Source organism: Marmoricola sp. RAF53 (genome assembly GCF_052114005.1).
Taxonomy (GTDB): domain Bacteria; phylum Actinomycetota; class Actinomycetes; order Propionibacteriales; family Nocardioidaceae; genus Marmoricola.
The window spans coordinates 47,540-71,808 of the sequence record NZ_JBFRDX010000012.1; the positions used below are offsets into that span (position 1 = coordinate 47,540).

Genomic DNA, 24,269 nt, shown 5'->3' on the forward strand with positions numbered 1-24,269 from the left:
TTCTACCGTGAGGCGACCGACACGCGCAGTGCTGTTCGCGGGCCGCGAGATCTGGCCCGTGGTCCGCCGCACGCTGCTCACGGTCCTCGGCGTCCAGCTCGTCCTGGCGCTGAGCCTCACCCTGGTCGACTCCTGGCGGCGCCGCGGCAAGAAGCCGCAGCCGTTCACGACGCTGCCGCCGCAGGACGTCACCATCGGCTCCGGCACCGTCACCACCTACACCTTCGGCCAGGACCTGTACGACGACATGCTGGCCGCCATCGCCGGCGCCCGCCAGATGGTGCTCTTCGAGTCCTACATCTGGAAGGGCGACGAGGTCGGGGAGCAGTTCAAGCAGGCCCTCACCGAGGCGGCCGCGCGCGGTGTCGAGGTCTACGCGATCTACGACTCGTTCGCGAACCTCGTCGTCGACCCGCGGTTCAAGAGCTTCCCGCAGGTGCTGCGGGTGCTGAAGTACCCGATCTACAACGCCGGCTGGCGGTTCTTCGACCTGCGCCGCTACGGCCGCGACCACCGCAAGGTGCTGGTGGTCGACGACGACGTCGCGTTCGTCGGCGGGTTCAACATCGGCACCGCCTTCGCCACCGAGTGGCGCGACACCCACTGCCGGATCACCGGTCCCGCGGTCTGGGACCTCAAGCGGTCCTTCGCCGACTTCTGGAACGACCACCGGCACGGTCGCCGGCCACTGCTCCTGGAGACCACCCACGCCGAGTGGGAGCCCCGGATCCGGCTGCACCGGAACCTGCCGCGGCAGTGGATGTTCCCGATCCGGTCGATGTACCTGGAGGCGATCAACCGGGCCCGCCGCAACATCTGGATGACGCACGCCTACTTCATCCCCGACCCCGACTTCGTGGACGCGCTCACGACGGCGGCACGGCGCGGGGTCGACGTGAAGATCCTGGTCCCGCGCACGTCCAACCACGTCGTCGCGGACTGGATCTCCCGCGGCTACTTCGGGCAGCTGCTCGACTCGGGGGTGCAGATCCACCGGTTCGAGGGCGCGATGGTGCACGCCAAGACGGCGACGATCGACGGCGAGTGGTCGACCATCGGCACGGCGAACATCGACCGGCTCTCCATGACCGGCAACTACGAGATCAACGTCGAGTTCATCGACCCCGGGATGGCGCAGGTGATGGAGGAGATCTTCCGCACCGACCTGGACCAGAGCTCGCACCTGTCCCCGCGGGACTGGAACGCGCGCGGGATCCACCGCCGGTTCACCGAGGCCGTCCTCAACCCCCTGCGCCACCTGCTGTGACGGGTCCGGGCGTCAGCCGCTGGTGAACTCCCGCACGTCGTCGCAGAAGTCGCGGCCGGCGGTGTCGTTCGTTCCGTTGGACTCGCGCACGATCCGGAACGAGTCCGGGACCTCGACGTCGTCGCTGGCGTCACCCGGGGTGCCGTTGTAGTCGATGTCGACCGCGAACCGGGTCTGGCCGGAGTCGCTGAGGACCAGCTTGCCGTGGGTGTCCTTGTAGTGCGACCCGCCCGAGGCGTACGACGTGATCGTGATCGTGCCGTCCCCGTTGTCGGTGATCTTCGTGTCCCGGGTGTTGCCGTTGAACACCGTGGTGAAGGTGCCGCCGTTGTCCAGGTTCGTGTACACGGTGGTCCCGCGGACGCTCTCGCGGTAGTACGGGAACGGGCTGGAGCCGCGCTGGTTGAACAGGAAGTTGCCCTTGATGTCGTTGTCGGCCCGGACGGGGGTGCCGTCGCAGTCGAAGAACTCGGTGAACACGTCGTGGAAATGCCCCTTGTCGATCGGCTTGGCATCGGCGGCCGTGGTGGGCGCGAGTGCGCCGCCCGCGATGACCAGCCCGGTGACGAGTAGTGCCGTACGTGCCTTCATCGTCCCTCCTCGGGAGCTTGGACAGTTCTTCCACCCTCCGGCGCCCCCGTCGGACAGGCCATAGCACGGTGGGGGCATTCGACCCGAAGTCGAGAACGAGCCCGTTTCTCCTCCCGCGGAAGGATCCCCGGGGACACCGCGCATCACTAGGCTCGCGCCCATGTGGCGTGCACCCGTCCGGGACCTCCGTGGCAAGAAGCTCTTCCTCACCGGCGCGGCCAGCGGCATCGGCCGCGCGACCGCCGTCGCGGCCGCCGCCGAGGGGGCCGTCCTGCACCTGACCGACGTCGACCAGGACGGCCTCGTCGACGTCGTCGCCGCGATCACCGCCGCCGGCGGCGAGGTCGCGTTCGCGGCCCCGGCGGACCTCGCCGACCACGAGGCCGTGCGCGCGATGGCCGCGGAGCTGACCGCGGTGCACGGGGCCATGGACGTGGTGATGAACATCGCCGGCATCGCGTCGTGGGGCACCATCACCGCGCTCCCCCACCGGACCTGGCAGCGGGTCGTCGACGTGAACCTGATGGGCCCGATCGCGGTCCTGGAGTACCTCGTCCCGCCGATGATCGAAGCAGGTCGCGGCGGCCACGTCGTCAACGTCTCCTCGGCCGCCGGGATCATCGGGATGCCGTGGCACGCCGCCTACTCGGCTAGCAAGTTCGGGCTCCGCGGCGTCTCCGAGGTCCTCCGCTTCGACCTCGCCCCGCACCGGATCGGAGTCAGCCTGGTCTGCCCGGGTGGGGTCGACACCGGGCTGACCGAGACCGTCAGCATCGCCGGCGTGGACAACGCCAGCCCGCAGTTCCGCCGGCTCCAGCGGCACTTCAAGAAGCGCGCGGTCACCCCCGAGCAGGCCGCCGCGGCCATCCTGCGCGGCGTCCGGCGCAACCGCTACTGGGTCTACACCTCCCCCGACATCCGGGTCGCGCACCTCGCCCAGCGGTACTTCCCGCCCGGCTACACCGCCGCGATGACGGTGATGAACCGGGTCGCGAACCGGGCCCTGCCGCAGGTCGGGCGGGCCGTGCGGGAGGACGGGTGAGCGGGCCGCGGATCAGCCCCGGCGGAGTCCGCGAGATCGGGCCCGCCGCCTGGGCGTTCTCCCGGGTGGCCGGCCGGGTCACCGGTACCGAGCCGCCGGCGATCTTCACCACGCTCGGCCGCGGCCGCGGTCTGTTCTGGGGCTGGCTGCACTTCGCCGGCCGGCTGATGCCGGGCGGGCGGCTCCCCCGTCGCGAGACCGAGCTGGTGATCCTGCGGGTCGCGACGCTGCGCGACTGCGACTACGAGTTCACCCACCACGTCCGGCTCGGCCGCCGCGCCGGCGTCACCGCCGCTGACGTCGAGCGCGTCCGGGCCGGGTCGACCGCCGACGGCTGGAACGCCGAGGAGCGGCTGCTGCTGGCCGCCGCCGAGGAGCTGGTCGGCACCCGGGACCTCGGCGAGGAGACCTGGGCCGACCTGCGGGCGGCGTACGAGGATCGGGTGCTGGTCGAGCTGCTCCTGCTCGTCGGGCACTACGACATGCTCGCGACCACCTTGAAGACGCTCCGGCTCAGCCCGGACCGGCCGCGCTAGCCCCGACCAGGCCCGTCAGCCGGCCGCGTTGCTCCCGGAGACGGTGTGCAGCTCGACCTCGTCGACCAGCCAGTCCCCGTCCTGCTCGACCATCTTCATGGTGATCCGGGGCTGGTCGAGGCCGGGCTGCGTCTGGCCGGGGTTCGTGAGCGTCTGGTCGACGAACAGCAGCACGGTCGCGTGCTCGGTGTCCTCGACGCGGACCGCGGAGTCCACCACGGTCCCCTTCGCGTGCGCCTTCAGCTGGACGACGAGCTTCTTGATCGGCGCGCTGACCTCGGCGTACTGCTTGCGGAACTTCGCCGTGCCGGCGTCGTCCACCCAGGCGAAGTCGTCGTCGATGGTGGCGTAGTCGTACGTCGTCATCGCGACCACCGCCGCGCGGGCGGCCTTCTGGGCGGCCGCTCCGGCGTCGGCCTCGTCCCGCTGCCGCTTGGCGTCCAGGGCGACCAGGGCCAGCGCCACCAGGGCCACCACCAGGGCCACCACCAGCACGATCACCAGCGTGCGCGAGCCCTTGGTCGCGGCCTTCACGTCGTCCTCCACCGTCTCCACCATCTCCGGCACCGTCTCCTGCGATGTGCTCATCCGACCGGTCCCGGGGCGTGCGCGGCACCGCGCTGCAGGTTCGGGGCCGACGCCGGGCAGTGACCAGTGCTGACCAGCGGCCGCTGGACCGGGTTCTTCGGGTCCCGGCGCGGCGTGCCGTAGTCGCAGTCGGTCGGCCGCTGCGGGAACCCGTCGATCTGCACCTTGCCGTCCTTCACCGCGATCCCGAGCACGCCGAGGCCCGGCGCGTATCCCTGCAGGATCGCACCCAGGTGCGGCGCGTAGGAGCGGAACAGGTCGGAGAAGACGACGGCCTGACCGAGGAAGCCCGGCAGGATCTGGGCCATGTCGGTGAGCAGCGCCTGGAGCTGGTCGATCTGGCCGGGCGCGTTGGCGAGCATGGTCCGCAGCTCGGGGTCGTAGCTCTTCAGGAACGCCGCGAACTGCTTCGAGGACGTGGCCAGGTCGCGGATCTCGGTCGCCTCCGACGGGGCGATGTCGAGCACGGTGCTGCCGTTGGTGAGCAGCCGGTCGGTCTCCGGCCAGAGCCGGGCGAGGTCGGCGAGCAGGAGCTGGCCCTGGTCGACGAGGCGGCCGAGGTCGGCGCCGGTGCCGGCGAGGCCGGTGCTGAGCTCGGTCAGCACGGTGTGCAGCTGGGCGGAGTCGACCTGGTCGAGGACCTTGTTGACCGCGATCACCGTGGACGCGAGCGTCTTCGGGAGGTCGGTGGCCGTGGCCGGGACGACCGACCCGTCCTTCAGGTAGGGACCGGCCGTGGTGGTCGGCTGGAAGTCCAGGTACTGCTCGCCGACCGGCGACAGGCTGCGCACCTTCGCGACCGACTTCACCGGGATGTCGTCTCCGGAGGTGATCGCGACCACGGCGACGACGCCGTCGTCGGTGAGCTCGATCGTGCGGACCTTGCCGATCTTCACGCCCCGGTAGGTGACCGCGGAACCCTCGAAGAGGCCGCCGGTCGAGGTCATCTCGACCTTGACCACCTTGGTGCCGCCGAGCAGCGGCATGTCGAGCACGTTGTTGAACAGGTAGGCGACGGTCACGACCAGGACGGCCAGCACGCCGAGCAGGCTCTGCCAGAGTCGGTCGCCGAGGACCCGCGAGGCCGCGCTCTGGTGCGGCGGCTCGGCCGCGTGGGCGGGCAGCTGGGCGGTCATCGTCCACCTCCGAGCAGGCTCGACAGGCTGAGCGGCGAGGCCGGCGCGGACGCCGAGGCTTTCGGGGCCTTCGGGGACGTCGTCCCGAGCAGGCCGCCGAGGCCCTGCAGCAGGCCGCCGGCGCCGCCGAGGCCGCCGCTCTGGCCGGTGGTGCCGAGCAGCCCACCCAGCAGCCCGCCGGTACCGCCGGTACCCCCGGTCCCGGTGCTGCCGGATCCGCCCGGCCCCAGGATGTTGGGCAGGCCGATCTCGGGCAGCGACAGCTCGAGCCGCAGGTTCAGGTAGTCGCCCGGTACGGCGTTGCTCACGACCTTGCCCAACGAGACCAGATCGGTCAGCGACGGACCGAAGTCGGCGCGCAGGTTGAGGAACTGGTCCAGGACCGGCGAGACCTCGCGGATCATCTGCAGGATCTGCGCCCGGGTCTTCCCGACCACGGTGTTGGCGGCACCGGAGAACTCGACGAGCTTCGCGAGCAGCTTCGTGAGCCCCGGGGTGTTCTCGCGCAGCACCCGCGCGGCCGGCCGGATGTCGGTCAGCGCGGACTGGATCGTGCCGCGGTTGTCCTTGAGGATCTTCGAGACCGCGGCGAGCGCCACCAGGGCGCGATCGATGTCGCCGGTGGTCGCGTTCGCCTCGCCGAGGAACGTGTTCGCGCGGGTGAGCAGCTCGCGGACACTGTCCTCGCGGCCGCCGACGGCCTGGTTGAGCTCGTCGGTGACGGTCTGGAGCTGGTTGAGTCCACCGCCGTTCACGAGCAGCGACGCCGAGGAGAGGGCGTCCTCGACCGTCGGCGCCGTGCTCGCCTGCTTCGGCGAGAGCACGCCGCCGTCGTGCAGCAGCGGCCCCTCGCCCGGGTTCGCGACGTCGACGAAGAGCTCGCCCAGCGGCGTGGTGTAGCGCAGCCGCGCCGTGGCGGTGGTCCGCATCTGCGCCGAGGTCTTCACCTTCATGACGGCGATCGCCTTGAAGTCCTTCGCGGAGACCGACTGGACCTTGCCCGAGTCCACGCCGTTGACCTTGACCGCCGCCCCCTGGGCCAGGTTCAGGGCCTCGTCGAACTGCACCTTCACCGTGATCGTGTCGCCCGCGACGCCGGTGCCGGGCAGCGGGATGTCCCGCATCGTCGGGCCGCACCCGGCCACCAGGCCGAGGCCCAGCAGGCCGACCAGCAACGCCGGCACGCGCAGGCCCCTGGGCGTACTCAGCGGCGTACTCCGCGGCGTACCTCGGCGGGCGCTCACTTGTTCAGCCCCAGCAGCTGGAAGAGGTTCTGCAGGTTGAGCAGTGACGGGCCGAGCGCGGCACAGACGTCGGTCGGCAGCTTCGTGCACAGCGAGTTCGTCAGTCCGCCGAGCGGGGTCAGCACCATCGGGTCGACCCGGACCAGCAGGCGCCCGTCGTGGTTGAGCCCCTTGAGGTTCTGCAGCGTCACGGGCATCACCCGCAGGATCTCGGAGAGGTCCTGCTTCTTCGTCATCAGCGACTTCATCAGCGCGGTGCTCTGGTTCAGCGAGGTGACGAACTGCTGCCGGTTCTGGTGCGCGAAGTCCGCGATCAGGGTGACCGCCCGGGTCAGCGCCCGGAGCGCGGCCTGGAAGTTGAGGCGCTCGGCGGCGAGCATCCCGCTCGCCTGGCTGACCTGGGTCACGAAGGTCCGCACCAGCTGCTGGTTCGCGGCGATCGTCCCGGTCAGGGTGTCGAGCGAGGTCACCGTCGAGGTGATGTTCTCGCGCTGTCCCGAGACCGTGTTGACCGCGCCGCCGAGGGAGGTGATCGCCGCGTTCAGGTCCGTGCCCTGGCCGCTCAGCGCCTTCGAGCCGGAGGCGAGCAGGTTCTTGATCGCGTCCTTCGACTCCTTCGACCCGGCGATCCCGGTGGCGAAGGTGTTCAGCGCGCCGAGGACGTCGTCGAAGTCGACCGGCGTCCGGGTCCGCGGCTGCTCGATCACGGCGCCGTCCTTCATCCGGGCGCCCTGGTGGTAGACCGGCGTCAGCTCGACGTACCGGTCGGTGGCGACCGAGCGGGCCACCACGACGGCGCCGGCGTCGGCCGGGACCGGCTGGTCCGCGTCCACGGACAGCTTCACCCGGACGTGGGTCCCTTCCGGCGTGATCGACTCGACCGTGCCGACCTTGACCCCGAGGACGCCGACGTCGTTGCCGACGAAGAGGCCCGCGGAGTCGGTCATCAGGGCGGTCACGGTGATGGTGTCCCTGCCCACGGGGCCGAACCCGCAGCCTCCGGCGGCGAGCAGCCCGAGGAGCAGGCCGAAGGTGATCAGCTTCTTCACTTGCAGCCTCCCGCCCGGCAGCTCATGTCGTCGCTGGGAATGCCCGGCGACTGCAGCCACAGGTCACCCCACGGCCCGTTGCCGGCGGCGTTGGCGACGTAGCGCACGGTCGGAGCCATCTGCTCGAGGACCCCCTTCAGGGTCGCGTCCTGGTCGCGCAGCGTCCGGAGCACCTCGTTGAGCTGCCGGAACGCCGGACCGAGGTCCGCCTTGGTCTGGTCGATCACCGCGGAGAGGTTCCGCGACAGCGTCGTGGTCTCGACGAGAAGCGTGTGGATCGCCTGGCGGCGCGCGGTGATCTCGCTGGTGACCAGGTTCGCCTGCCGCATCAGCGCGACGATGTCGCCGCTGCTCGCGGACAGCTGGTCGGTGACGTCGCGGGCGGCGGTGAGCAGGGCGGCGGTCTGGTCGCCGCGCTTCTCGACCGCCTCGGAGAGCCGGGCGACGCCCGTCAGCGCCGGACCGATCGAGTCGCTCGTCGCCGACAGCGTCCTGCTGGTCTCGGCCAGGGCCCGGGCGAGGAGCTCCGGGTCGAGCTCACCGAGCTGGCCGGTGCCCTTCTCCAGGACGTCCTGGAGGTTGAACGGGACCGAGGTGCGCGCCAGCGGGATGGTGTCGATCTCCCCGCTGCCGGCCGGTTCCACCGCCAGGTAGTGGGTGCCGAGCAGGGTGGCGACCTTCACCGCGGCGCTGGTCTTGTCCCCCAGGTCGATGTCGTTGTCGAGCACGAAGCGCACCCGGACCTTGTCGCCGTCGAGGGTGATCCCCTTGACCTCGCCCGCCGGTACGCCGTGCACCTCGACGTCCTCGCCGACCCGGAGGCCGGCCGTCTGCGCCAGCACCGCCGTGTACGACGTCTTGCCGAACGAGACGAACGTGGTCACGACCACGGCCAGCGCGACGCAGGCGCCGAGGCCGAGGGCGAACAGCCCGATCCGGAACGGGTCGGCCGAGGCCTTGCGCCACCACTCACCCACGCTGGCTCCGATCCCCTTCATCACCGGCACACCTCCGACCACGGCCCGTTCTCGGTGCCGTTGAGGTTCGTCTTGAGACCGGCCAGGTCGATCGCCACCGAGCAGAGGTAGAGGTTGACCGAGGTCTGGTACGAGCTGGCCCGGCCGAGGGCGGCCAGGGTCGCGCCGAAGGAGCTGATCGCCTGCACGAACTGCTGCTTGTTGGCGAGGAACAGGCTCATCGTCGAGTGGAACTTGCCGACCGCGGCCACCGTCGGGACGCGGGCTTCCTGGAGGAGCTGCGAGGTCGAGCCGATCAGCTGGCTGACCCCGTCGATCGAGGCGCCGATGGACTTGCGGTCCCGGGCCAGGCCGGTCATCAGCGCCCGGAGCTCGACCACGGTGGCCTTGAGCTCGTCACCCTGGCCGGCGATGTTGGACAGCACCGGGGTCAGGTTGGTGAGCACCTCACCGACCACCTGGTCCCGGTCGGCGAGGAAATTGGTCAGCCGGCTGGTCTGCTGGAGGAGCTGGTCGACGGTGCCGCCCTCGCCCTGGAGCACCTTGACCAGCGAGCCGGCGAGCGCGTTGACGTCGTCGGGGCGCAGCGCTTCGAAGAGCGGCCGGAAGCCGTTGAGCAGCTCGGTCAGGTCGAAGCCGGGGCTGGTCCGGGACAGCGGCACGGTGGCGCCGTCGTCGAGCGCAGCCCCCTGCTCCGGCCCCTGCACGAGCGCCAGGTACCGCTGGCCGAGCAGGTTCTGGTAGCGCATCACGATCCGGGTGGTGTCCAGGATCGGCTGGTCCTTCACCAGGTCGAAGGTGACCTGGGCGCCCTGGTCGGTGATCTTGATGCCCTGGACCCGGCCGACCCGGACCCCGGCGACGCGCATGTCGTCCCCGGCCCGCAGCCCGGCCACGTCGGTGAAGTCGGCCCGGTAGCTGTGCGTGGACCCGTTCAGCCCGTTGAGCATGGTGTTGACCAGCAGCACGCCGAGCAGGATGGCGACGACCGCGAACACGGTGAACTTGACGACGATGGAGCGGTAGCCGGCGATCACCGGGCACCTCCGTCCTGGCCGTCGAGCATCGCGCTCACGCCGGTGCGGGCCGCGCCCGGGCAGTTGTTGCCGCGGGCGTTGCCGAACCGCGGGCAGTCCGCGGTCGTGTAGTACGACGGGCTGTCGAGCTGGATCCGCACGGCGGTGTCCAGGAAGCCGTGCCGGGCGACCGAGCCCAGCTTCGCGGCCAGCATCCGGTTGGTGAGGATCGACTGGGTGATGCCGAGCTCCCTGTTCCGGTAGACGACGTCGAGGAGCAGCGCCGAGTTGTCGACGAACCGGATCAGGTTCGCCTGGTTGCTGCGGACGAAAGTGGTGGCCTGGCTGGTCAGGGCGGTGCCGCCACTGATCAGCGTCGCCAGCGCCGCCTTCTGGGTGACGATCGAGCGCGCGGTGAACATCGCGTCGTCGGTGGCCTGGAGCAGGTCGGGAGCGACGTCCCGGACCAGCTCGAGGTTCTGGACCAGCTTGCGCAGGTCGGCGCGGACCAGCGGCATCCGCGGGTTGAGCTTGGCGAGGTAGGCGTTCGCCTGGTCGACGGTGTCGCCGATCTGGTCGCCGCGGCCGTCCAGCGCCTGGGCGACCGAGCCGATCGCGGAGGCCAGCTCGGCGGGGCCGACGGCCTTGACCAGGCTGTCGATGTCGTCGAGCGCCTGCTGCAGCTCCAGCGTCCCCTGGGTCTTGTCGGCCGGGATCACGGCCCCGGCCTGCAGTGCCTCGGGGGCCGGTTCGCCGTGGACGGTGAGATCGACGAAGGAGGTTCCGAACACGGTGGCCGGCAGGATCCGGGCGACCACGTTGGCCGGGACCATGTCGAGCTGGTCGGCGGGGATGTTGATCTTCACCCGGACGCCGCCCTGCGGACCGGCCTCGACCCCGGAGACATTGCCGACGATGACGCCCCGGACCTTGACGTCCGCGCTCTGCCCGAGCGACCCGCCGGCGTCGGCGAGCTGGGCCTGCACGTGCATCGGGCCGCCGAACGTGCCGGTCGACCGCAGGAACAGCAGGCCGAGCGCGACGGCGACACCGACCACGACCACCAGGCCGCGCTTGGCGTAGTCGCTCCGCTTCAGCTCCTTGCGCACCTTGGCCACCCCGATCACCCCGAGACCCGGAAGCCGGAGTTGCTGCCCCAGAAGAGCAGGGTCATGACCATGTCGAGCAGGACCACCGAGACGATGCTGGCGCGGATCGCCCGGCCGGTGGCCTCGCCGACCGCCTGCGGACCGCCGCCGACGCGCATCCCGTACCAGCTGTGCAGCAGGGTGACCGCGGTGGCGAACACGATGATCTTGACCACCGACAGGCCCACGTCGCGACCGAGGATGAACGTGGAGAAGTAGTGGTCGTACTGGCCCGGCGACTGCCCGAAGATCACCACGACCGAGAACATCGAGGCGATGTAGGAGCCGATCAGGCCGATCAGGTAGAGCGGGATGATCGCGATCCCGGTGGCGATCACGCGGGTGGTGACCAGGTAGCGCATCGGCTGCACCGCCATCACCTCGAGCGCGTCGACCTCCTCGTGGATCTTCATCGAGCCGATCTGCGCGGTGAACCGGCAGCCGACCTGGGAGGCGAGCGCGAGGGCGGCGATCAGCGGGGCGAGCTCGCGGGTGTTCGCGCTCGCGGAGATGAAGCCGGTGAGCGGCGCCAGGCCGACGATCTCCAGGCCGTTGAAGCCCTCGATGCCGAGCGACGTACCGGCCGAGAGCGCGAGCAGGATCATCACGCCGACGGTGCCGCCGCCGACGATGATCGCGCCGCTGCCCCAGGCGATGTCCTTGAGCTGGCGGAGCACCTCGCGGTGGTAGAGCGCGATCGTCGCCGGGACCGACCAGATCACCTTGCCGGCGAAAGTGCCGAAGTCCCCGATCTGGGCGAGCGTGGCGACGACCTTGTCGAGGGCGCCGACGAGGAGGTCGCTGACGGACGGCCGCGAGGTGAGCGGGGTGCTCATGCCACTCCCTGCGGGACGAGCATCACGTAGGCCTGGGTGATCGCGACGTTGGCGAAGGCCAGCAGGATCACGCTGAGCACGACCGCCTGGTTGACCGCGTCGGCGACGCCCTTCGGGCCGCCGGAGGCACCCAGGCCCTTGTGCGAGGCGACCACGGTCGCGATGAAGCCGAAGACGAGCGCCTTGAACTCGGCGAGCAGGAAGTCGGTCGGCTGGCTGAAGCTGACGAAGGAGTCGAGGTAGGCGCCGGCGCTGATCGACCCGCCGCCGACGTTCATGATGAAGGCGGTGGTCATCGCCGTCATCGAGACGATCACCGTGAGCAGCAGCGCGACCACGAGCGCGGCCAGGATCCGCGGCGCGACCAGGCGCTGGATCGGCGAGATGCCCATCACCTTGAGGGCGTCGATCTCCTCGCGGACGGTGCGGGCGCCGAGGTCGGAGCAGATCGCCGAGCCGACCGCGCCGGCGATCATCAGCGAGGTCACCAGCGGCGCGCCCTGCCGGAGCACGCCGATGCCGTTGACCGCTCCGCTGAACGAGGTGGCGCCGATCTGGTTGGCGACCGCGCCGATCTGCACCGAGGTGATGACGCCGAACGGGATCGCGACCAGGATCGTCGGGAGCAGCGAGACCCGGGTCATGAACCAGGCCTGGAGCATGAACTCGGTCCAGGAGAACCGCCGGCCGATGATGTCGCTGAACAGCGACGCGACCGCCTCCACGGCCAGGACGACCAGGTTGCCGCTGGTGACGACGCCCTTGCGGGAGCGGTCCCGCATCGAGGCGAGGCCCGAGCGGCCGGTCACAGCCAACGAACTCACGTCAGCCCCCTCCTGGTGTGTGCGTCCTGCGCGTACTGGGAAGAACGTCGCGAGCGCAGTGGAGTTACGCAGATCACAAATTGTTTCCAGCAGGACTGTGCCAGTGCCGCTGTCATCTCTGGCACCGTCTCAGATTCCGGGAATCCGCATGACCGAGTTGAAGCCGAGCGCCTTGATCAGCTCCCCCTGCACCCGCACCTCGCCGCCGAGCACGGCGCGCACCGGGTTCACCTGGCCGAGCACCAGGCGCAGGAACTGCGGTCCCTCCAGGAGCAGGCTGGCGTCCGCCCGGAGCTCCGCCGCCGGGTCGGGCTGGACCGTGCAGGTGCCGGTCTCGACCCGGACGACGTACCGGTCGGTGCCGCCGTCGGTCCGGCCGCCCACCACGAACGCGATCGTGACGCGGGCGCGCGCGGCCTTCTGCTGGTCGAGGAACTCCGGGAGCCGTCGGAAGACCTCGCCGAGCACCAGCGGGCGGAACGGGCCTGCCATCACCGTGGCCAGGTGCGCGTCCGGCACCTCCTTGATCGCGGCGGCGACAGCCTCGGGCGCCAGCGCCCGCGGATCGATGAACGCCCTACCCGATCCAGGGCCCGATCCAGGACCCGATCCAGGACCGGAGCCCGGCACCCGCAGGTGCGGGGCGAGGTCCAGCAGGAAGCCGGTGTCGCCGTCGAGGTCGAGCCGGCCGCCGAGGTGGAGCAGCGCGCCGTCGGCCGTGCCCGCGGCCAGGCCGGCCAGGTCGGCGGCGCTGGCGGCGATGCGCACCGAGCGGGCGTCGTACGCGGGGGCGCCGAAGCGGATCCGGCGCGCGCCGCCGGGGTCGCCGGTCTCGGCGATCTCCAGCTCTCCCGCGGGGCCGCTCCAGGCGACGTCGTGCGCCGGCGTCAGGGCCGCGACGAGCGCGTCCGCGGCAGCAACGGAAACCGGCACGAGTCCCCCTGGTCGGCGCCTCTTCCGGTACGGCAGGGGCGGATCTGGTCACGAATGTAACGGAGAATGTCACAACCGTTTACAGAAGGGAAGAGGTCTGGTCTACCTGAGCGGGATCGCATCTGAAAATCGATGCCATACTCGGGCCAGCACCTCTCCCACAGCGGGTCCCCCGACCCGCGCCCTCCCAGCGATCTTTGGAGCACCCCATGCGTCGCACTCTTGCAGCCGTCGCTGCGACCGCACTCGCGGTCGCCGCCACCGGCCTCGGCCTCGCCGCACCCGCGGACGCGGCCGCCCAGTACACCTATGCCGCCACCTCCGGCGGCAGCCAGGCCAACCTGATCGGGTCGACCGTCGTCTCCGGCCTCACCGGCGCCTCGAACATCGGCGGCCAGGCGATCCCCGCCACCGGTGGCAACGCCGTCGCCTCGGCGAGCGTCCCCGGGCTGGTCAGCCTCGGCGCGATCACCACCAAGCAGACCGCCAACGCGTACGGCGACGGCATCGAGGTCACCTCGACGGCCAAGATCGCCGGCGTCAGCCTGCTCGGCGGCGTCATCAAGGCCGACGCCCTCGAGGTCGTCAACACCGGCCGGGTCACCAGCGCCGGCTTCACCCACACCGGTGACTCCAAGCTGGTCAACCTCAAGCTCGGCTCGACGTCCATCCCGCTCTCGGCGGCACCGAACACGAAGATCACGATCCCCGGCATCGCCGAGGTCGTCATCAACGAGCAGAAGGCGTCCACCGGCGCGTCGGCCATGCAGGTCCGCGCGGCCGCCCTCCGGGTGACGCTGCTCAAGGACATCGCCGGCGGCAAGATCGGCTCGACCATCCTGATCGACCCCTCGACCGTCACCCTGGTCAACGGCAGCCCGAGCAACGCGCTCCCCGTGGGCGGGTTCGCGTACGGCGCCGCGGCCACCCTGGTCGCCGGCAACGCGGCCGCGAACGTCCCGCCGACCAACCTGCTGATGGTTCCGTCGGTCGGGACCGGCGGCCAGGAGTACGGCACCTCGACCGCCGCGGTCGACCTCGGCGCGATCGCCCAGGTCGGCGCCCTGGAGAGCAAGGTCAAGGCGAACACGGTGCCCGGCTCCGCGGACGTCCAAACGCAGTCGCAGCTGGCCAGGGTCAACGTCCTCGGCGGGATCATCACCGCCGACGCGGTCAAGGTGACGTCGCACGTCGCCAAGACGCCGGACACCCACCTCGAAGAGCAGAGCATGGAGTTCGTCAACCTCAAGGTGGCCGGCAAGGTCATCCCGATCAACGTCAAGCCGAACACCGCCATCAACGTGCTCGGCCTCGGCGTGGTCTACCTCAACCAGCAGGTCACCAAGCCCGGTTACAGCATGGTCGTCGGGATCCGGGTGATCCTGTCGGTCGCGAAGCTCGGGCTGCCGGTCGGCACCGACATCCAGGTCGGCGTCGCCAGCAGCTGGGTCGTCGGCTGAGCCGACGCGCACGCCCAGGTCGGGGTCGGTCCTCTCGGGGACTGACCCCGTCCTTCTACCCGGTGCGCCCCGGCAGGTGCCTGCGCGGCGCCATCCGGGCCCCGCGCCGGGGACGCCCCAGACCGCCCGCCTCGACCAGGCGCTGCACCCGGTGCCGGTGCGGCCGGTACGGCTCGAGCAGCTCGGCGAGGCCGTCGTCGTCGACCGCCTCGCCGGTCAGCGCCCAGCCCACGTTCTTGGCGATGTGGTAGTCACCGAAGCTGACCGCGTCCGCGTCGCCGAACACCCGGGAACGCACCTCCGCGCTCGTCCAGACCCCGACACCCGGGATCGTGCGCGCCCGCTGGTCGAAGACCTCCGGACCTTCCCGGCCGGCACGTTCGAGCGCGTCCGCGACCCGGGCCAGCGCCAGCAGCGGGCGGGACCGACCGCCGTCGACGGGGAGCTTCAGCCACTCCCAGGACGGGATCGCGCGGACCTGCTCGGGAGTCGGCTGCAGCCACAGCTCGCCGGCCTCCCCGCGTGGCCCGGGGGCCGGTTCGCCGAAGCGGCGTACGAGGCGGCGGAAGGCGGTGAACGCCTCCTGCCCGGTGACCTTCTGCTCGATCACCGTGGGCACGAGGGACTCCCAGACCAGACCGGTGGCGCCGAGCCGCCAGTGCCGCTGCCGGCGCCAGGCGTCGGCCAGGACCTCCGGCGGCTCGAACCCGCGCGGGTCGTCGTCGGCGCCGAGCATCCGCGGCAGCGCGTCGAGCACCCAGGACGCTCCCGGTCCCCAGGCCCGCGCCGCGACGTGGGCGTCGGTGCCGAGCGGGTCGACCTCGAGCGTGGCCGGGCCGACCGGGGTGCGCAGCGCGCGCACCTGCGTCCCCGAGGGCAGCGCCCGGTACGTCGGGTCGCCGGCCCCGCGCCGGTGCACGCCGAGGACCGCGCCGACCGGGCACGGCCAGTCCGGCCGCCAGGTACGGCTCAGCGCCGTCGAGGTGCGAGCGGGGGTCACCCGGACAACGTAGACGGCCGCTCCCCCGCTGTCGGTGCCGGGCGGCAGGATGGACCCGTGCTGCTCGCCGATCTCGTCACCACCTCCGCCCGCGTCGCCGGGACCCGCTCGCGGACGGCCAAGCGCGGCTTCCTCGCCGAGCTGCTGCGGGCGGTGCCGGCCGACGAGATCGAGATCGCGGCGGCGTACCTGTCCGGGACGCTGCGGCAGCGGCGTACCGGCGTCGGCTGGCGCGGCCTGGCCGACCTGCCCGCGCCGGCCGCCGGGCCGTCCCTGCACCTGACCGCGATCGACGCCCGGCTGGAGGCGCTCTCCGCCCTCGCCGGCGAGGGCTCGGCGACCGCGCGCAGGGCCGCGGTCGCGGAGCTCTTCGGTGCCCTCACCGCGGACGAGCAGGACTACCTGCGCGCGGTGATGACCGGTGCGGTCCGGCAGGGTGCGCTCGACTCGGTGCTGCTCGACGCGATCGCCGAGGCCGCCGAGGTACCGCTCGCCGCGGTGCGCCGGGCGGCGATGTTCAGCGCGCCGACCGGGCCGGTCGCCCGTGCGGCGCTGACCGGCGGCGTCGCGGCGCTGGAGTCGTTCGGGCTCGAGGTCGGCCGGCCGATCCGGCCGATGCTGGCGTCCTCGGCGGCCGACGTGGCGGCGGGGTTCGGACCGCTGGCCGCGGCCGGGCCGGTGGTCGTCGACACCAAGCTCGACGGGATCCGGATCCAGGTGCACCGCAGCGGCGACGACGTGCGGGTCTTCACCCGGAGCCTCGACGACGTCACCGACCGGCTGCCCGACGTGGTCGCCGCGGTGCGGTCGCTGCCCGCCGACGGGCTGATCCTGGACGGCGAGGCACTCACCCTCACCGAGGACGGCCGGCCGCGACCGTTCCAGGAGACCGCGTCGCGGACCGCGTCGACCGACGGGACCGGCAACGGCCCGGTGGTCCCGTTCTTCTTCGACCTCCTCGCCGCCGAGGGCGAGTCCTTCCTGGAGGCGCCGGGCGCGGACCGCTGGGACGCGCTCGACCGGATCGTGCCGCCGGCGATGCGGACCGCCCGGCTGGTCACCAGCGACCCGGCGGAGGCGACGGCCTTCTTCGAGGCCCGCGTCGCCGACGGCCAGGAGGGTGTCATCCTCAAGCGCGGCGACGCCCCGTACGACGCCGGCCGGCGCGGCGCGGCCTGGGTGAAGGTGAAGCCGCGGCACACCCTCGACCTGGTCGTTCTCGCCGTCGAGCACGGCAGCGGCCGCCGCCGCGGCTGGCTCTCCAACATCCACCTCGGCGCCCGGGACCCGGGGGCGAACGACGGCGAGGGCGGCTTCGTGATGCTCGGCAAGACCTTCAAGGGCATGACCGACGAGATGCTCGTCTGGCAGACCGAGCGGTTCCGCGAGCTCCAGACCGAGGACGACGGCTGGGTGGTGACCGTCCGCCCGGAGCAGGTCGTGGAGGTCGCCTTCGACGGCCTGCAGCGGTCGACCCGCTACCCCGGCGGCGTCGCGCTCCGGTTCGCGCGGGTCCTGCGCTACCGCGACGACAAGTCGGCCGCCGAGGCCGACACGATCGAGACCGTGCGCGCGCTCAGCCGCTGATCAGTGCCTGGGCCTCGCTCGCCCCGAGATTCGCGAGCGAGGCTCCGGCGTACCGGTCGTCCCGGGTGACCTCGCGGCCGATCCAGGCCGGGAGGTCGAGCGGGGCGGCGAGGTCCTCGACCTCGACCTCGGCGAGCACGAGGCCGGCGAGCCTTCCCTCGAACACGTCGACCGCGAACGTGGCGGTGCCGTGGGTGACGATGCTGCGGGTCTTGCGCAGGACCGCGGCGGGCAGGCTCGCGAAGACGTCGTACTCGGCCCGGTCGAGGTAGGTGTTGGTGATCGCCGACTCCGCCGGGTCGTGCGCCTGGGTGCGGACCTTCTGGGTCAGCTTGTAGACCGACTGGTCCCAGACCTGGACGTGCCGGAGCCGCAGCCGGGTGCCGTGGAGGTAGCGGTCCTCGATCCGGCGCGGATCGTGCAGGCCCGGCACGTTTCCGGGCAAGGCTCCGACGACGGTGAAGCGGCGTTCCCGCTCCGGCCACGCGTAGCGCCCTTCGCCCGGGCTCCGTCTCCAGTCCGTCCCCACCTGCACGACCCCATCATGCCCGTACGACGCGTTTACGATCCTCCGAATTCTTGGAACTCCCGTGTGACATGTGTGTAAACGCGAGTTGCACTAGAGTCGCACCATGGCCACGCAAAGTCGTCAGTCCGCCGCCGCGGCCCGCCGTCGCGCCCGCGAGCAGGAGATCCTCGCCGCCACCCGCCGCCTCTTCGACGAGAACGGGGTCCGCGACGCCCAGATCGACGACATCGCCAAGGCGGTCGGCATCAACCGCGCGATCATCTACCGGCACTTCAGCGGCAAGGAGGAGCTGTTCGCCCTCGCCGTGGAGGGCTACCTCGAGGAGCTGAAGCAGCGCCTGGAGGAGGCCGCGACCAAGGCGGCCGGCGACGACCCGACCGAACGGCTCCGCGCGGTCGTCGGCGCCTTCGTCGACTACGGCCTGGAGTACCCGGCGTTCGTGGACTGCGCCCAGACGCTGATGCGTCGCCCCGGACCGGAGCTGCTGGAGCAGGTCAGCGAGGGCGCGCTCTTCCGGCTCGGCAGAGCCATCTCCGCCTGCCTGCGCACCCTCACCGACACCCTCGAGGCCGGCGTCGCCAGCGGCGCGTTCAACCTCCAGGACGCGGACAGCGCGCTGGTCGCGAACTACATGTACGCCTCCGGGCTCGGCGCCCTCCAGCTCGCCCGGATCGGCCTCCTCGTCAAGGAGAGCGCCCCCGGCATCCCGACCATCTCGCACGTCTCCGGCGAGCAGGTCCGCGACTACCTCACCACCACCGCGGTCGCCCTCACCAGCCGCTGACCCGGCTCGAGCCCGCGCCATGGACGCGGCGACCCGGCTCGGACCCGCACGATGATGCTGCGGGTCTGAGCCGGGTCGGCGTGGTTCAGCGCTCGAGGATGGCGACGACGCCCTGGCCGCCGGCGGCGCAGACGCTGATCAGCGCCCGGCCGGAGCCCTTCTCGGCGAGCAGCTTCGCGGCGTTGGCGACGATCCGGCCGCCGGTCGCGGCGAACGGGTGACCCGCCGCGAGCGAGGAGCCCTTCACGTTGAGCTTGCTGCGGTCGATCGAGCCCAGCGGCGCGTCCAGGCCCAGGCGCTCCTTGCAGAACACCGGGTCCTCCCACGCCGCGAGCGTGGAGAGCACCTGCGAGGCGAACGCCTCGTGGATCTCGTAGAAGTCGAAGTCCTGCAGGGTCAGGCCGGCCCGGGCGAGCATCCGCGGCACGGCGTACGCCGGCGCCATCAGCAGGCCCTCGCCGCCGTGGACGAAGTCGACCGCGGCGGTCTCGTAGTCGGCGAGGAACGCCAGCGGCTCCAGGCCGTGCTCGGCGGCCCACTCCTCGGAGCCGAGCAGCACCACGGAGGCGCCGTCGGTCAGCGGGGTCGAGTTCGCGGCGGTCATCGTCGCGGCCTCACCCTTGCCGAAGACCGGCTTGAGGGTGGCGAGCTTCTCCAGCTTGGAGTCCGCGCGCAGGTTGGTGTCCCGCTCGATGCCGTTGAACGGCGTGATCAGGTCGTCCTGCCACCCCTCCTCGTACGACGCCGCCAGGTTGTGGTGCGAGTTCACCGCGAGCTCGTCCTGCGCCTCGCGGGCGATCTGCCACTCCAGGGCGGTGAGCGCCTGGTGCTCGCCCATCGACAGGCCCGTGCGGGGCTCGCCGTTCGACGGGATCGCCAGGCTGATGTCGCCGGGGCGGATCGAGGCGAGGATCGCCAGCCGGTCCTTGTTGCTCTTCGCGTTGTTGAGCTTGATCAGCTTCTTGCGGAGCTTCTCGCCGATCGCGATCGGGGCGTCGGAGGTGGTATCGGTGCCACCGCCGATGCCGGAGTCGATCTGCCCGAGGGCGATCTTATTGGCGACGTAGATGATCGCCTGCAGCCCGGTGCCGCAGGCCTGCTGGAGGTCGACGGCCGGGGTCTGCGGCGCGAGGCGGGTGTCGAGGACGGCCTCACGGGTGAGGTTGAAGTCGCGGGAGTGCTTGAGGACGGCACCGGCGGCGACCTCGCCGAGGACCTCGCCCTCGAGGCCGAAGCGGGCGACGAGCCCGTCGAGGGCCGCGGTCAGCATCTCCTGGTTGGAGGCGGTGGCGTAGACAGAGTTGGAACGCGCGAACGGAATCCGGTTGCCACCGAGGACGGCGACGCGGCGGGTGTTGGCCTGCATGAGGGATCTCTCCTGATCTGCGAACGGTTCTAACAATACTGACAGGTAACATCGGTGGAGGAAACCGAGTGAGGGGCACGTCACGATTCTTGGACACTGAGTTACACATGAAGTTACATTTCTTGACGCGCTGTGTCTCCTCCTCCCCAGCCATCACGACCAGCCTCCCGTTCCCGACCAAGGAAGACCGATGACCGACCGCTACCAGTCCTTCACCTCCAGCCCCGTCGGACAGCTCTTCGTCAAGAACCTCGGCCTGCCGAACCCGGTCGAGCTCGACCGGTACACGCCCGGCACCCCGCTGGTCGACGGCACCGTGGTCGTCGGCGGCGCCGGCCGCCTGGTCGACGGCGTCGTCGCGTCCCTCGACGGCCTCGGCATCGCCTCGACCCGCGAGCCGGCCGAGGGTGCGAAGTTCAAGGGCATCGTCTTCGACGCCACCGGCATCGGCTCCCCCGAGGAGCTGATCGCGCTGCAGAAGTTCTTCACGCCGCTGATGCGGAGCCTGCTCCCCTGCACCCACGTGCTCGTGCTCGGCACCAACCCGACCCAGACCGCCACCTCCGACGAGCGGATCGCCCAGCGCGCGCTCGAGGGCTTCACCCGTTCGCTCGGCAAGGAGATCGGCAAGGGCAGCACCGTCAACCTGGCGTACGTCGCCCCCGGTGCGGAGTCCACGCTCGACTCGACGCTGGCCTTCTTCCTCTCCCCCAAGTCGGCCTACGTCTCCGGCCAGGTCGCCCGCCTCGGCGCCACCGGCACCAAGAAGGCCGGCAAGGTCACCGACGTCGAGAAGCCGCTGGCCGGCAAGGTCGCCATCGTGACCGGTGCCTCGCGCGGTATCGGCGAGCAGATCGCCCGGGTGCTGCACCGCGACGGCGCGACCGTCCTCGGCATCGACGTCCCGCAGGCCGCGAGCGAGCTCCTCACCCTGATGAACGAGCTCGACGGCGACCATCTGACCCTCGACATCACCGGCAAGGACGCCCCGCAACGGATCGCCCACCACGTCAAGGAGAAGTTCGGCGCCGTCGACATCGTCGTGCACAACGCCGGCATCACCCGCGACAAGAAGCTCGCGAACATGGCCGAGGACCGGTGGAGCTCGGTGATCGCGGTCAACCTCACCGCCCCGGAGCGGATCAGCCGCGAGCTGCTCGACCAGGGCCTGATCAACAAGAACGGCCGGATCATCGGCGTCTCCTCGATCGCCGGCATCGCGGGCAACGTCGGGCAGACCAACTACGCGGCCTCCAAGGCCGGCGTGATCGGCATGGTCGACGCGCTGGCCGGCGAGCTGAAGAACGACATCACCATCAACGCCGTCGCGCCGGGCTTCATCATCACCCAGATGACCGCGGCCGTGCCGTTCGCGACCCGCGAGGTCGGCCAGCGGATGAACGCGATGAGCCAGGGCGGCCTGCCGGTCGACGTGGCCGAGGCGATCTCCTGGTACGCCAGCCCGGGTTCGTCGGCCGTCAACGGCAACGTCGTCCGGGTCTGCGGCCAGATGATGCTGGGCGCCTGAGGTGAGCAAAGGCACCGAGACCGAGCGGATCGTCGAGGGCGGCGGCTCGCCGCTGCCGACCATGCTGAAGGCGGCCCTCCCGGTCGTCCCCGGCGTCAACCTGGTCCCGGGCGTCGCGAAGAAGGGCGGGGACCTCCCGGACCTGCGGCTGACCCGCAAGGACGTCGCGATCGACCCCGAGCACCTCGCCTCCTACCGCGAGGTGTGCGGGTTCGGCCCCGGCCAGACGCTGCCGCTCACCTACCCGCACATGCTGGCCTTCCGGCTGCACATGGGGATCATGACCGACGCGTCCTTCCCGTACGCCGCCATCGGCAGCGTGCACCTGCGCAACTCGATGACCCAGCACCGGGCGATCGCGCCGACCGAACGGCTCGACGTCAGCGCGACCGCGACCAACAAGCGCGGCCACAGCAAGGGCACGATCTTCGACTTCGTCACCACGATCACGCCTGCCGGCGAGGACGACGTCATCTGGGAGTCGGTCTCGACCTACCTGCGCCCCGGCAAGGGCGACAAGGACGCGAAGCCGGAGGGGACGCCGTTCGAGGTGATCCCGGGCAACGGCACCGAGTGGAAGCTCGGCGCCGACCTCGGTCGCCGCTTCGCCGCGGTGTCGGGGGACTACAACCCGATCCACCTCTACGGGCTGACCGCGAAGGCGTTCGGCTTCCCGAGCCAGATCGCCCACGGCATCTGGACCAAGGCGCGCTGCGTGGCGGCGATGGAGAGCCGGATCCCGGACAGCGCATGCGTCGAGGTCGAGTTCCGCAAGCCGGTCCTGCTGCCGGCCAAGGTGGCCTTCGGGTCCCGGATCGTCGACGACGGCCCGAACCAGGGCCTGGACTTCTCGCTCACCAACCCGAAGAACGGCAAGCCGCACCTGGTCGGCCGGGTGCGCTGACCCCTGCTCGACCGCCTGCCGGGCCGGCTGCCCCCTCGGGTCAGCCGGCCGGCGGGTGGTACCGGATCAGGCCCTCCTGGGCGACGCTCGCCACCAGGGTCCCGTCCTGGGTGAAGATCCGCGCGATCGCCAGGCCGCGACCGCCCGAGGCGGCCGGGCTGTGCTGGTCGTAGAGCCACCACTCGTCGGCCCGGAACGGCCGGTGGAACCAGATGGTGTGGTCCAGCGAGGCGGCCTGCATCCCGGGCGACTCGATGAACACCTGGTGCGGCACCAGGGTCGCGCCGAGGAGGGTCATGTCGCTGGCGTAGGTGAACGCCGCGGTGTGGAAGAGCGGGTCGTCGGGCAGGTCGCCGTTGACCCGGATCCAGAGCCGTGACTGCGCCGGCACGGCCGGGTCGGCGAGCTCGCCACCCGGACGGGAGTTGCCGGCGAACCTGACCTCCAGAGCGCCCCACTCCTGCTGGAAGAGGTTCTCCACCCCGGCGAACCGGGTGTTGAAGATCTCGACCAGGTCCATGCAGTCCTCCGGTGCCGGCACCTCGGGCATCACCTCCTGGTGCTCGAGGCCCTCCTCGGGCACCTGGAAGTTCGCGGTCATCACGAAGATCGGCCGGCCGTGCTGGCGGGCGAGCACCCGCCGGGTCGCGAACGAGCGGCCGTCGCGGACCGCCTCGACGTCGTACACGATCGGGACCGCGGTGTCGCCGGGGCGCAGGAAGTAGGAGTGCAGCGAGTGCACCACGTACTCGGGCTTCACGGTCCGGGTCGCCGCGACCAGCGCGTGCGCGGCCACCTGGCCCCCGAAGACGCGCTGCATCACCGTGTCCGGCTGCCGGCCCCGGAACAGGTTGTCCTCGATCGCCTCGAGGTCGAGCAGCTCCAGGAACTCGGTCAGGTCGCGGGGCATCAGTCCTCGCCCTCGGTCGGGTCCAGCCCGGCGAGGAACTGCTCGAACTGCGCGCCGAGCTCGTCCCCGGTCGGCAGGTCGCCGGTCTCGAGGGCGCGGCCGTCGGCGTCGTCGAGGAGGTTCGTGCCGGCCCGGTGGAACGCGTCGTACTGCTGCTCCAGGCCCTCGACGACGGCCCGGACCTCGTCGGAGTCGTCGACCTGCGCCGCGATCTCGGCCCGCCGCTCGTCGGCCGCCCGGTCGAGCACCGAGGTGTCCCAGACCAACCCGGTCAGCGTGCCGACCTGCTGCAGCATCGCCGAGGACGCCTCCGGGTAGCCGTACTGGGCGACGTAGTGCGGGATGTGGGCGACGAAGCCGGTGGCGTCGTGGCCCCACTCCCCGAGCCGCAGCTCCAGCAGCGCCTGCGCGCTCGACGGGATCCGGATCTCGCCCTGCCAGACGTTGTCGTGCAGCAGCAGCCGCTTGGAGGTCGCGTGGTTGGTGAGCTGCACCGGGCGGCTGTGCGGCACCGCCATCGGTACCGAGCCGAGCGAGACCGTCAACCGGACCTCGAAGTGCTCGACGACCTTGCGGACCGCGTCGGCGAAGCCCTCCCAGCGGGTGTCGGGCTCCGGGCCGGCCAGCAGCAGGAACGGGGTGCCGCGGTCGTCGTGCAGCAGCCGTACGACGAGCCGCGGGGCCTCGTAGTCGCCGTAGTGGTCCTCCAGGAACGTCATCGGGGGTCGCCGCGCGCGGTAGTCGTAGAACTCGTCGACCTCGAAGCTCGCGACGACGCTGCTCGCCCGGTCCTCCTGCAGGTGCGCCACCGCCAGGGCCGAGGCGTTGCCGGCGTCGAGGAACCCGTCCAGCGCCACGACCATCACCGGTCCGTCGGAGAGCCCCTCGAGCTCGGGGACGTCGTCGACGATGTGCACGAATCGTGCCTGGGTCACTGCTCGCTCCTCCGGGTCTGAGGTGGTGCTCCCACCCTAGGGTGCGCAACGCCGGGGTGGCGCCTGATATGCCCGGCGA

At 71.2% G+C, this 24,269-nt stretch carries 24 protein-coding genes; 8 read left to right on the top strand and 16 right to left on the bottom strand.

From position 1 onward, the window contains the following. Positions 1-7: 7 nt before the first annotated feature. A complete protein-coding gene (locus AB4Y76_RS12345) occupies positions 8-1,267 on the top strand; it encodes a phospholipase D-like domain-containing protein (RefSeq protein ID WP_441925629.1) in 1,260 nt (419 codons plus the stop codon). Positions 1,268-1,279: 12 nt separating this feature from the next. On the opposite strand, the gene AB4Y76_RS12350 is transcribed toward AB4Y76_RS12345, so the two are convergent. After that, entirely contained in the window at positions 1,280-1,858 is a 579-nt protein-coding gene (locus tag AB4Y76_RS12350) for a hypothetical protein (RefSeq protein WP_441925631.1), read from the bottom strand. A gap of 160 nt (positions 1,859-2,018) precedes the next feature. On the opposite strand from AB4Y76_RS12350, the gene AB4Y76_RS12355 reads away from it, so the two are divergent. Together AB4Y76_RS12355 and AB4Y76_RS12360 are read left to right on the top strand one after the other, a co-directional pair. Continuing rightward, on the top strand, positions 2,019-2,900 hold the full coding sequence (locus AB4Y76_RS12355; RefSeq protein WP_441925633.1) for an SDR family oxidoreductase: 882 nt from the start codon (positions 2,019-2,021) through the stop codon (positions 2,898-2,900). Further along, complete coding sequence (locus tag AB4Y76_RS12360) at positions 2,897-3,436, top strand: carboxymuconolactone decarboxylase family protein (protein ID WP_441925635.1); 540 nt, start codon at positions 2,897-2,899, stop codon at positions 3,434-3,436. Before AB4Y76_RS12355 ends, AB4Y76_RS12360 begins: the two co-directional genes overlap by 4 nt. Before the next feature lie 15 nt (positions 3,437-3,451). Here the strand turns inward: AB4Y76_RS12360 and AB4Y76_RS12365 are convergent, their stop codons facing one another. The 10 genes from AB4Y76_RS12365 to AB4Y76_RS12410 all read right to left on the bottom strand — a co-directional run bounded on the left by AB4Y76_RS12365 (position 3,452) and on the right by AB4Y76_RS12410 (position 13,187). Continuing rightward, positions 3,452-4,024, bottom strand: a complete 573-nt coding sequence (locus AB4Y76_RS12365) for a hypothetical protein (RefSeq protein ID WP_441925637.1) — start codon at positions 4,022-4,024, stop codon at positions 3,452-3,454. Beyond that, positions 4,021-5,160: an MlaD family protein gene (locus AB4Y76_RS12370; protein WP_441925639.1), complete on the bottom strand. Its 1,140-nt coding sequence runs from the start codon at positions 5,158-5,160 to the stop codon at positions 4,021-4,023. The genes AB4Y76_RS12365 and AB4Y76_RS12370 overlap by 4 nt, the downstream gene beginning before the upstream one ends. Further along, positions 5,157-6,344, bottom strand: coding sequence for an MCE family protein (locus tag AB4Y76_RS12375; RefSeq protein ID WP_441925641.1), 1,188 nt, complete (start codon positions 6,342-6,344; stop codon positions 5,157-5,159). Before AB4Y76_RS12375 ends, AB4Y76_RS12370 begins: the two co-directional genes overlap by 4 nt. A 56-nt stretch (positions 6,345-6,400) precedes the next feature. Then, a complete protein-coding gene (locus AB4Y76_RS12380; protein ID WP_441925643.1) occupies positions 6,401-7,453 on the bottom strand; it encodes an MCE family protein in 1,053 nt (350 codons plus the stop codon). After that, complete coding sequence (locus AB4Y76_RS12385; protein WP_441925645.1) at positions 7,450-8,451, bottom strand: MCE family protein; 1,002 nt, start codon at positions 8,449-8,451, stop codon at positions 7,450-7,452. The genes AB4Y76_RS12380 and AB4Y76_RS12385 overlap by 4 nt, the downstream gene beginning before the upstream one ends. Beyond that, the gene (locus AB4Y76_RS12390; protein WP_441925647.1) at positions 8,451-9,467 is read right to left on the bottom strand and encodes an MCE family protein; all 1,017 of its coding nucleotides are present in this window, start codon (positions 9,465-9,467) and stop codon (positions 8,451-8,453) included. The genes AB4Y76_RS12385 and AB4Y76_RS12390 overlap by 1 nt, the downstream gene beginning before the upstream one ends. Beyond that, positions 9,464-10,564, bottom strand: coding sequence for an MCE family protein (locus AB4Y76_RS12395; RefSeq protein WP_441925649.1), 1,101 nt, complete (start codon positions 10,562-10,564; stop codon positions 9,464-9,466). Before AB4Y76_RS12395 ends, AB4Y76_RS12390 begins: the two co-directional genes overlap by 4 nt. Before the next feature lie 5 nt (positions 10,565-10,569). Further along, a complete protein-coding gene (locus AB4Y76_RS12400; RefSeq protein WP_441925651.1) occupies positions 10,570-11,430 on the bottom strand; it encodes an MlaE family ABC transporter permease in 861 nt (286 codons plus the stop codon). Then, positions 11,427-12,254 (bottom strand): MlaE family ABC transporter permease, encoded by an 828-nt coding sequence (locus tag AB4Y76_RS12405; protein WP_441925653.1) that lies wholly within the window; start codon positions 12,252-12,254, stop codon positions 11,427-11,429. Before AB4Y76_RS12405 ends, AB4Y76_RS12400 begins: the two co-directional genes overlap by 4 nt. Before the next feature lie 129 nt (positions 12,255-12,383). Further along, positions 12,384-13,187, bottom strand: coding sequence for an SCP2 sterol-binding domain-containing protein (locus tag AB4Y76_RS12410; protein ID WP_441925655.1), 804 nt, complete (start codon positions 13,185-13,187; stop codon positions 12,384-12,386). A 209-nt stretch (positions 13,188-13,396) separates the two neighbouring features. Here AB4Y76_RS12410 and AB4Y76_RS12415 point away from each other — a divergent pair, with 209 nt between their 5' ends. After that, positions 13,397-14,647 carry a choice-of-anchor P family protein gene (locus tag AB4Y76_RS12415; protein WP_441925657.1) on the top strand — a complete coding sequence of 417 codons (1,251 nt, stop codon included), beginning with the start codon at positions 13,397-13,399 and terminating at the stop codon, positions 14,645-14,647. 55 nt (positions 14,648-14,702) lie between these two features. Here AB4Y76_RS12415 and AB4Y76_RS12420 read toward each other — a convergent pair whose 3' ends face one another. Further along, positions 14,703-15,647 carry a DNA-3-methyladenine glycosylase family protein gene (locus tag AB4Y76_RS12420; protein ID WP_441925659.1) on the bottom strand — a complete coding sequence of 315 codons (945 nt, stop codon included), beginning with the start codon at positions 15,645-15,647 and terminating at the stop codon, positions 14,703-14,705. Positions 15,648-15,704: 57 nt separating this feature from the next. Here AB4Y76_RS12420 and AB4Y76_RS12425 point away from each other — a divergent pair, with 57 nt between their 5' ends. Continuing rightward, complete coding sequence (locus AB4Y76_RS12425; protein ID WP_441925661.1) at positions 15,705-17,234, top strand: ATP-dependent DNA ligase; 1,530 nt, start codon at positions 15,705-15,707, stop codon at positions 17,232-17,234. Here AB4Y76_RS12425 and AB4Y76_RS12430 read toward each other — a convergent pair. After that, the gene (locus AB4Y76_RS12430; protein ID WP_441925663.1) at positions 17,224-17,769 is read right to left on the bottom strand and encodes a CYTH domain-containing protein; all 546 of its coding nucleotides are present in this window, start codon (positions 17,767-17,769) and stop codon (positions 17,224-17,226) included. The two genes, AB4Y76_RS12425 and AB4Y76_RS12430, sit on opposite strands and share 11 nt — an antisense overlap. A gap of 97 nt (positions 17,770-17,866) precedes the next feature. Here AB4Y76_RS12430 and AB4Y76_RS12435 point away from each other — a divergent pair, with 97 nt between their 5' ends. Beyond that, a complete protein-coding gene (locus AB4Y76_RS12435; RefSeq protein ID WP_441925665.1) occupies positions 17,867-18,547 on the top strand; it encodes a TetR/AcrR family transcriptional regulator in 681 nt (226 codons plus the stop codon). An 85-nt stretch (positions 18,548-18,632) separates the two neighbouring features. Here the strand turns inward: AB4Y76_RS12435 and AB4Y76_RS12440 are convergent, their stop codons facing one another. Then, complete coding sequence (locus AB4Y76_RS12440; RefSeq protein ID WP_441925667.1) at positions 18,633-19,913, bottom strand: acetyl-CoA C-acetyltransferase; 1,281 nt, start codon at positions 19,911-19,913, stop codon at positions 18,633-18,635. A gap of 190 nt (positions 19,914-20,103) precedes the next feature. Here AB4Y76_RS12440 and AB4Y76_RS12445 point away from each other — a divergent pair, with 190 nt between their 5' ends. Continuing rightward, complete coding sequence (locus AB4Y76_RS12445; protein WP_441925669.1) at positions 20,104-21,441, top strand: 3-oxoacyl-ACP reductase; 1,338 nt, start codon at positions 20,104-20,106, stop codon at positions 21,439-21,441. 1 nt (position 21,442) lies between these two features. Further along, positions 21,443-22,345, top strand: coding sequence for a MaoC family dehydratase (locus AB4Y76_RS12450; protein WP_441925671.1), 903 nt, complete (start codon positions 21,443-21,445; stop codon positions 22,343-22,345). A gap of 40 nt (positions 22,346-22,385) precedes the next feature. On the opposite strand, the gene AB4Y76_RS12455 is transcribed toward AB4Y76_RS12450, so the two are convergent. Then, positions 22,386-23,255 carry an acyl-CoA thioesterase gene (locus tag AB4Y76_RS12455; protein ID WP_441925673.1) on the bottom strand — a complete coding sequence of 290 codons (870 nt, stop codon included), beginning with the start codon at positions 23,253-23,255 and terminating at the stop codon, positions 22,386-22,388. Then, the gene (locus tag AB4Y76_RS12460) at positions 23,255-24,190 is read right to left on the bottom strand and encodes a proteasome assembly chaperone family protein (RefSeq protein ID WP_441925675.1); all 936 of its coding nucleotides are present in this window, start codon (positions 24,188-24,190) and stop codon (positions 23,255-23,257) included. Before AB4Y76_RS12460 ends, AB4Y76_RS12455 begins: the two co-directional genes overlap by 1 nt. Between the last annotated feature and the right edge of the window lie 79 nt (positions 24,191-24,269).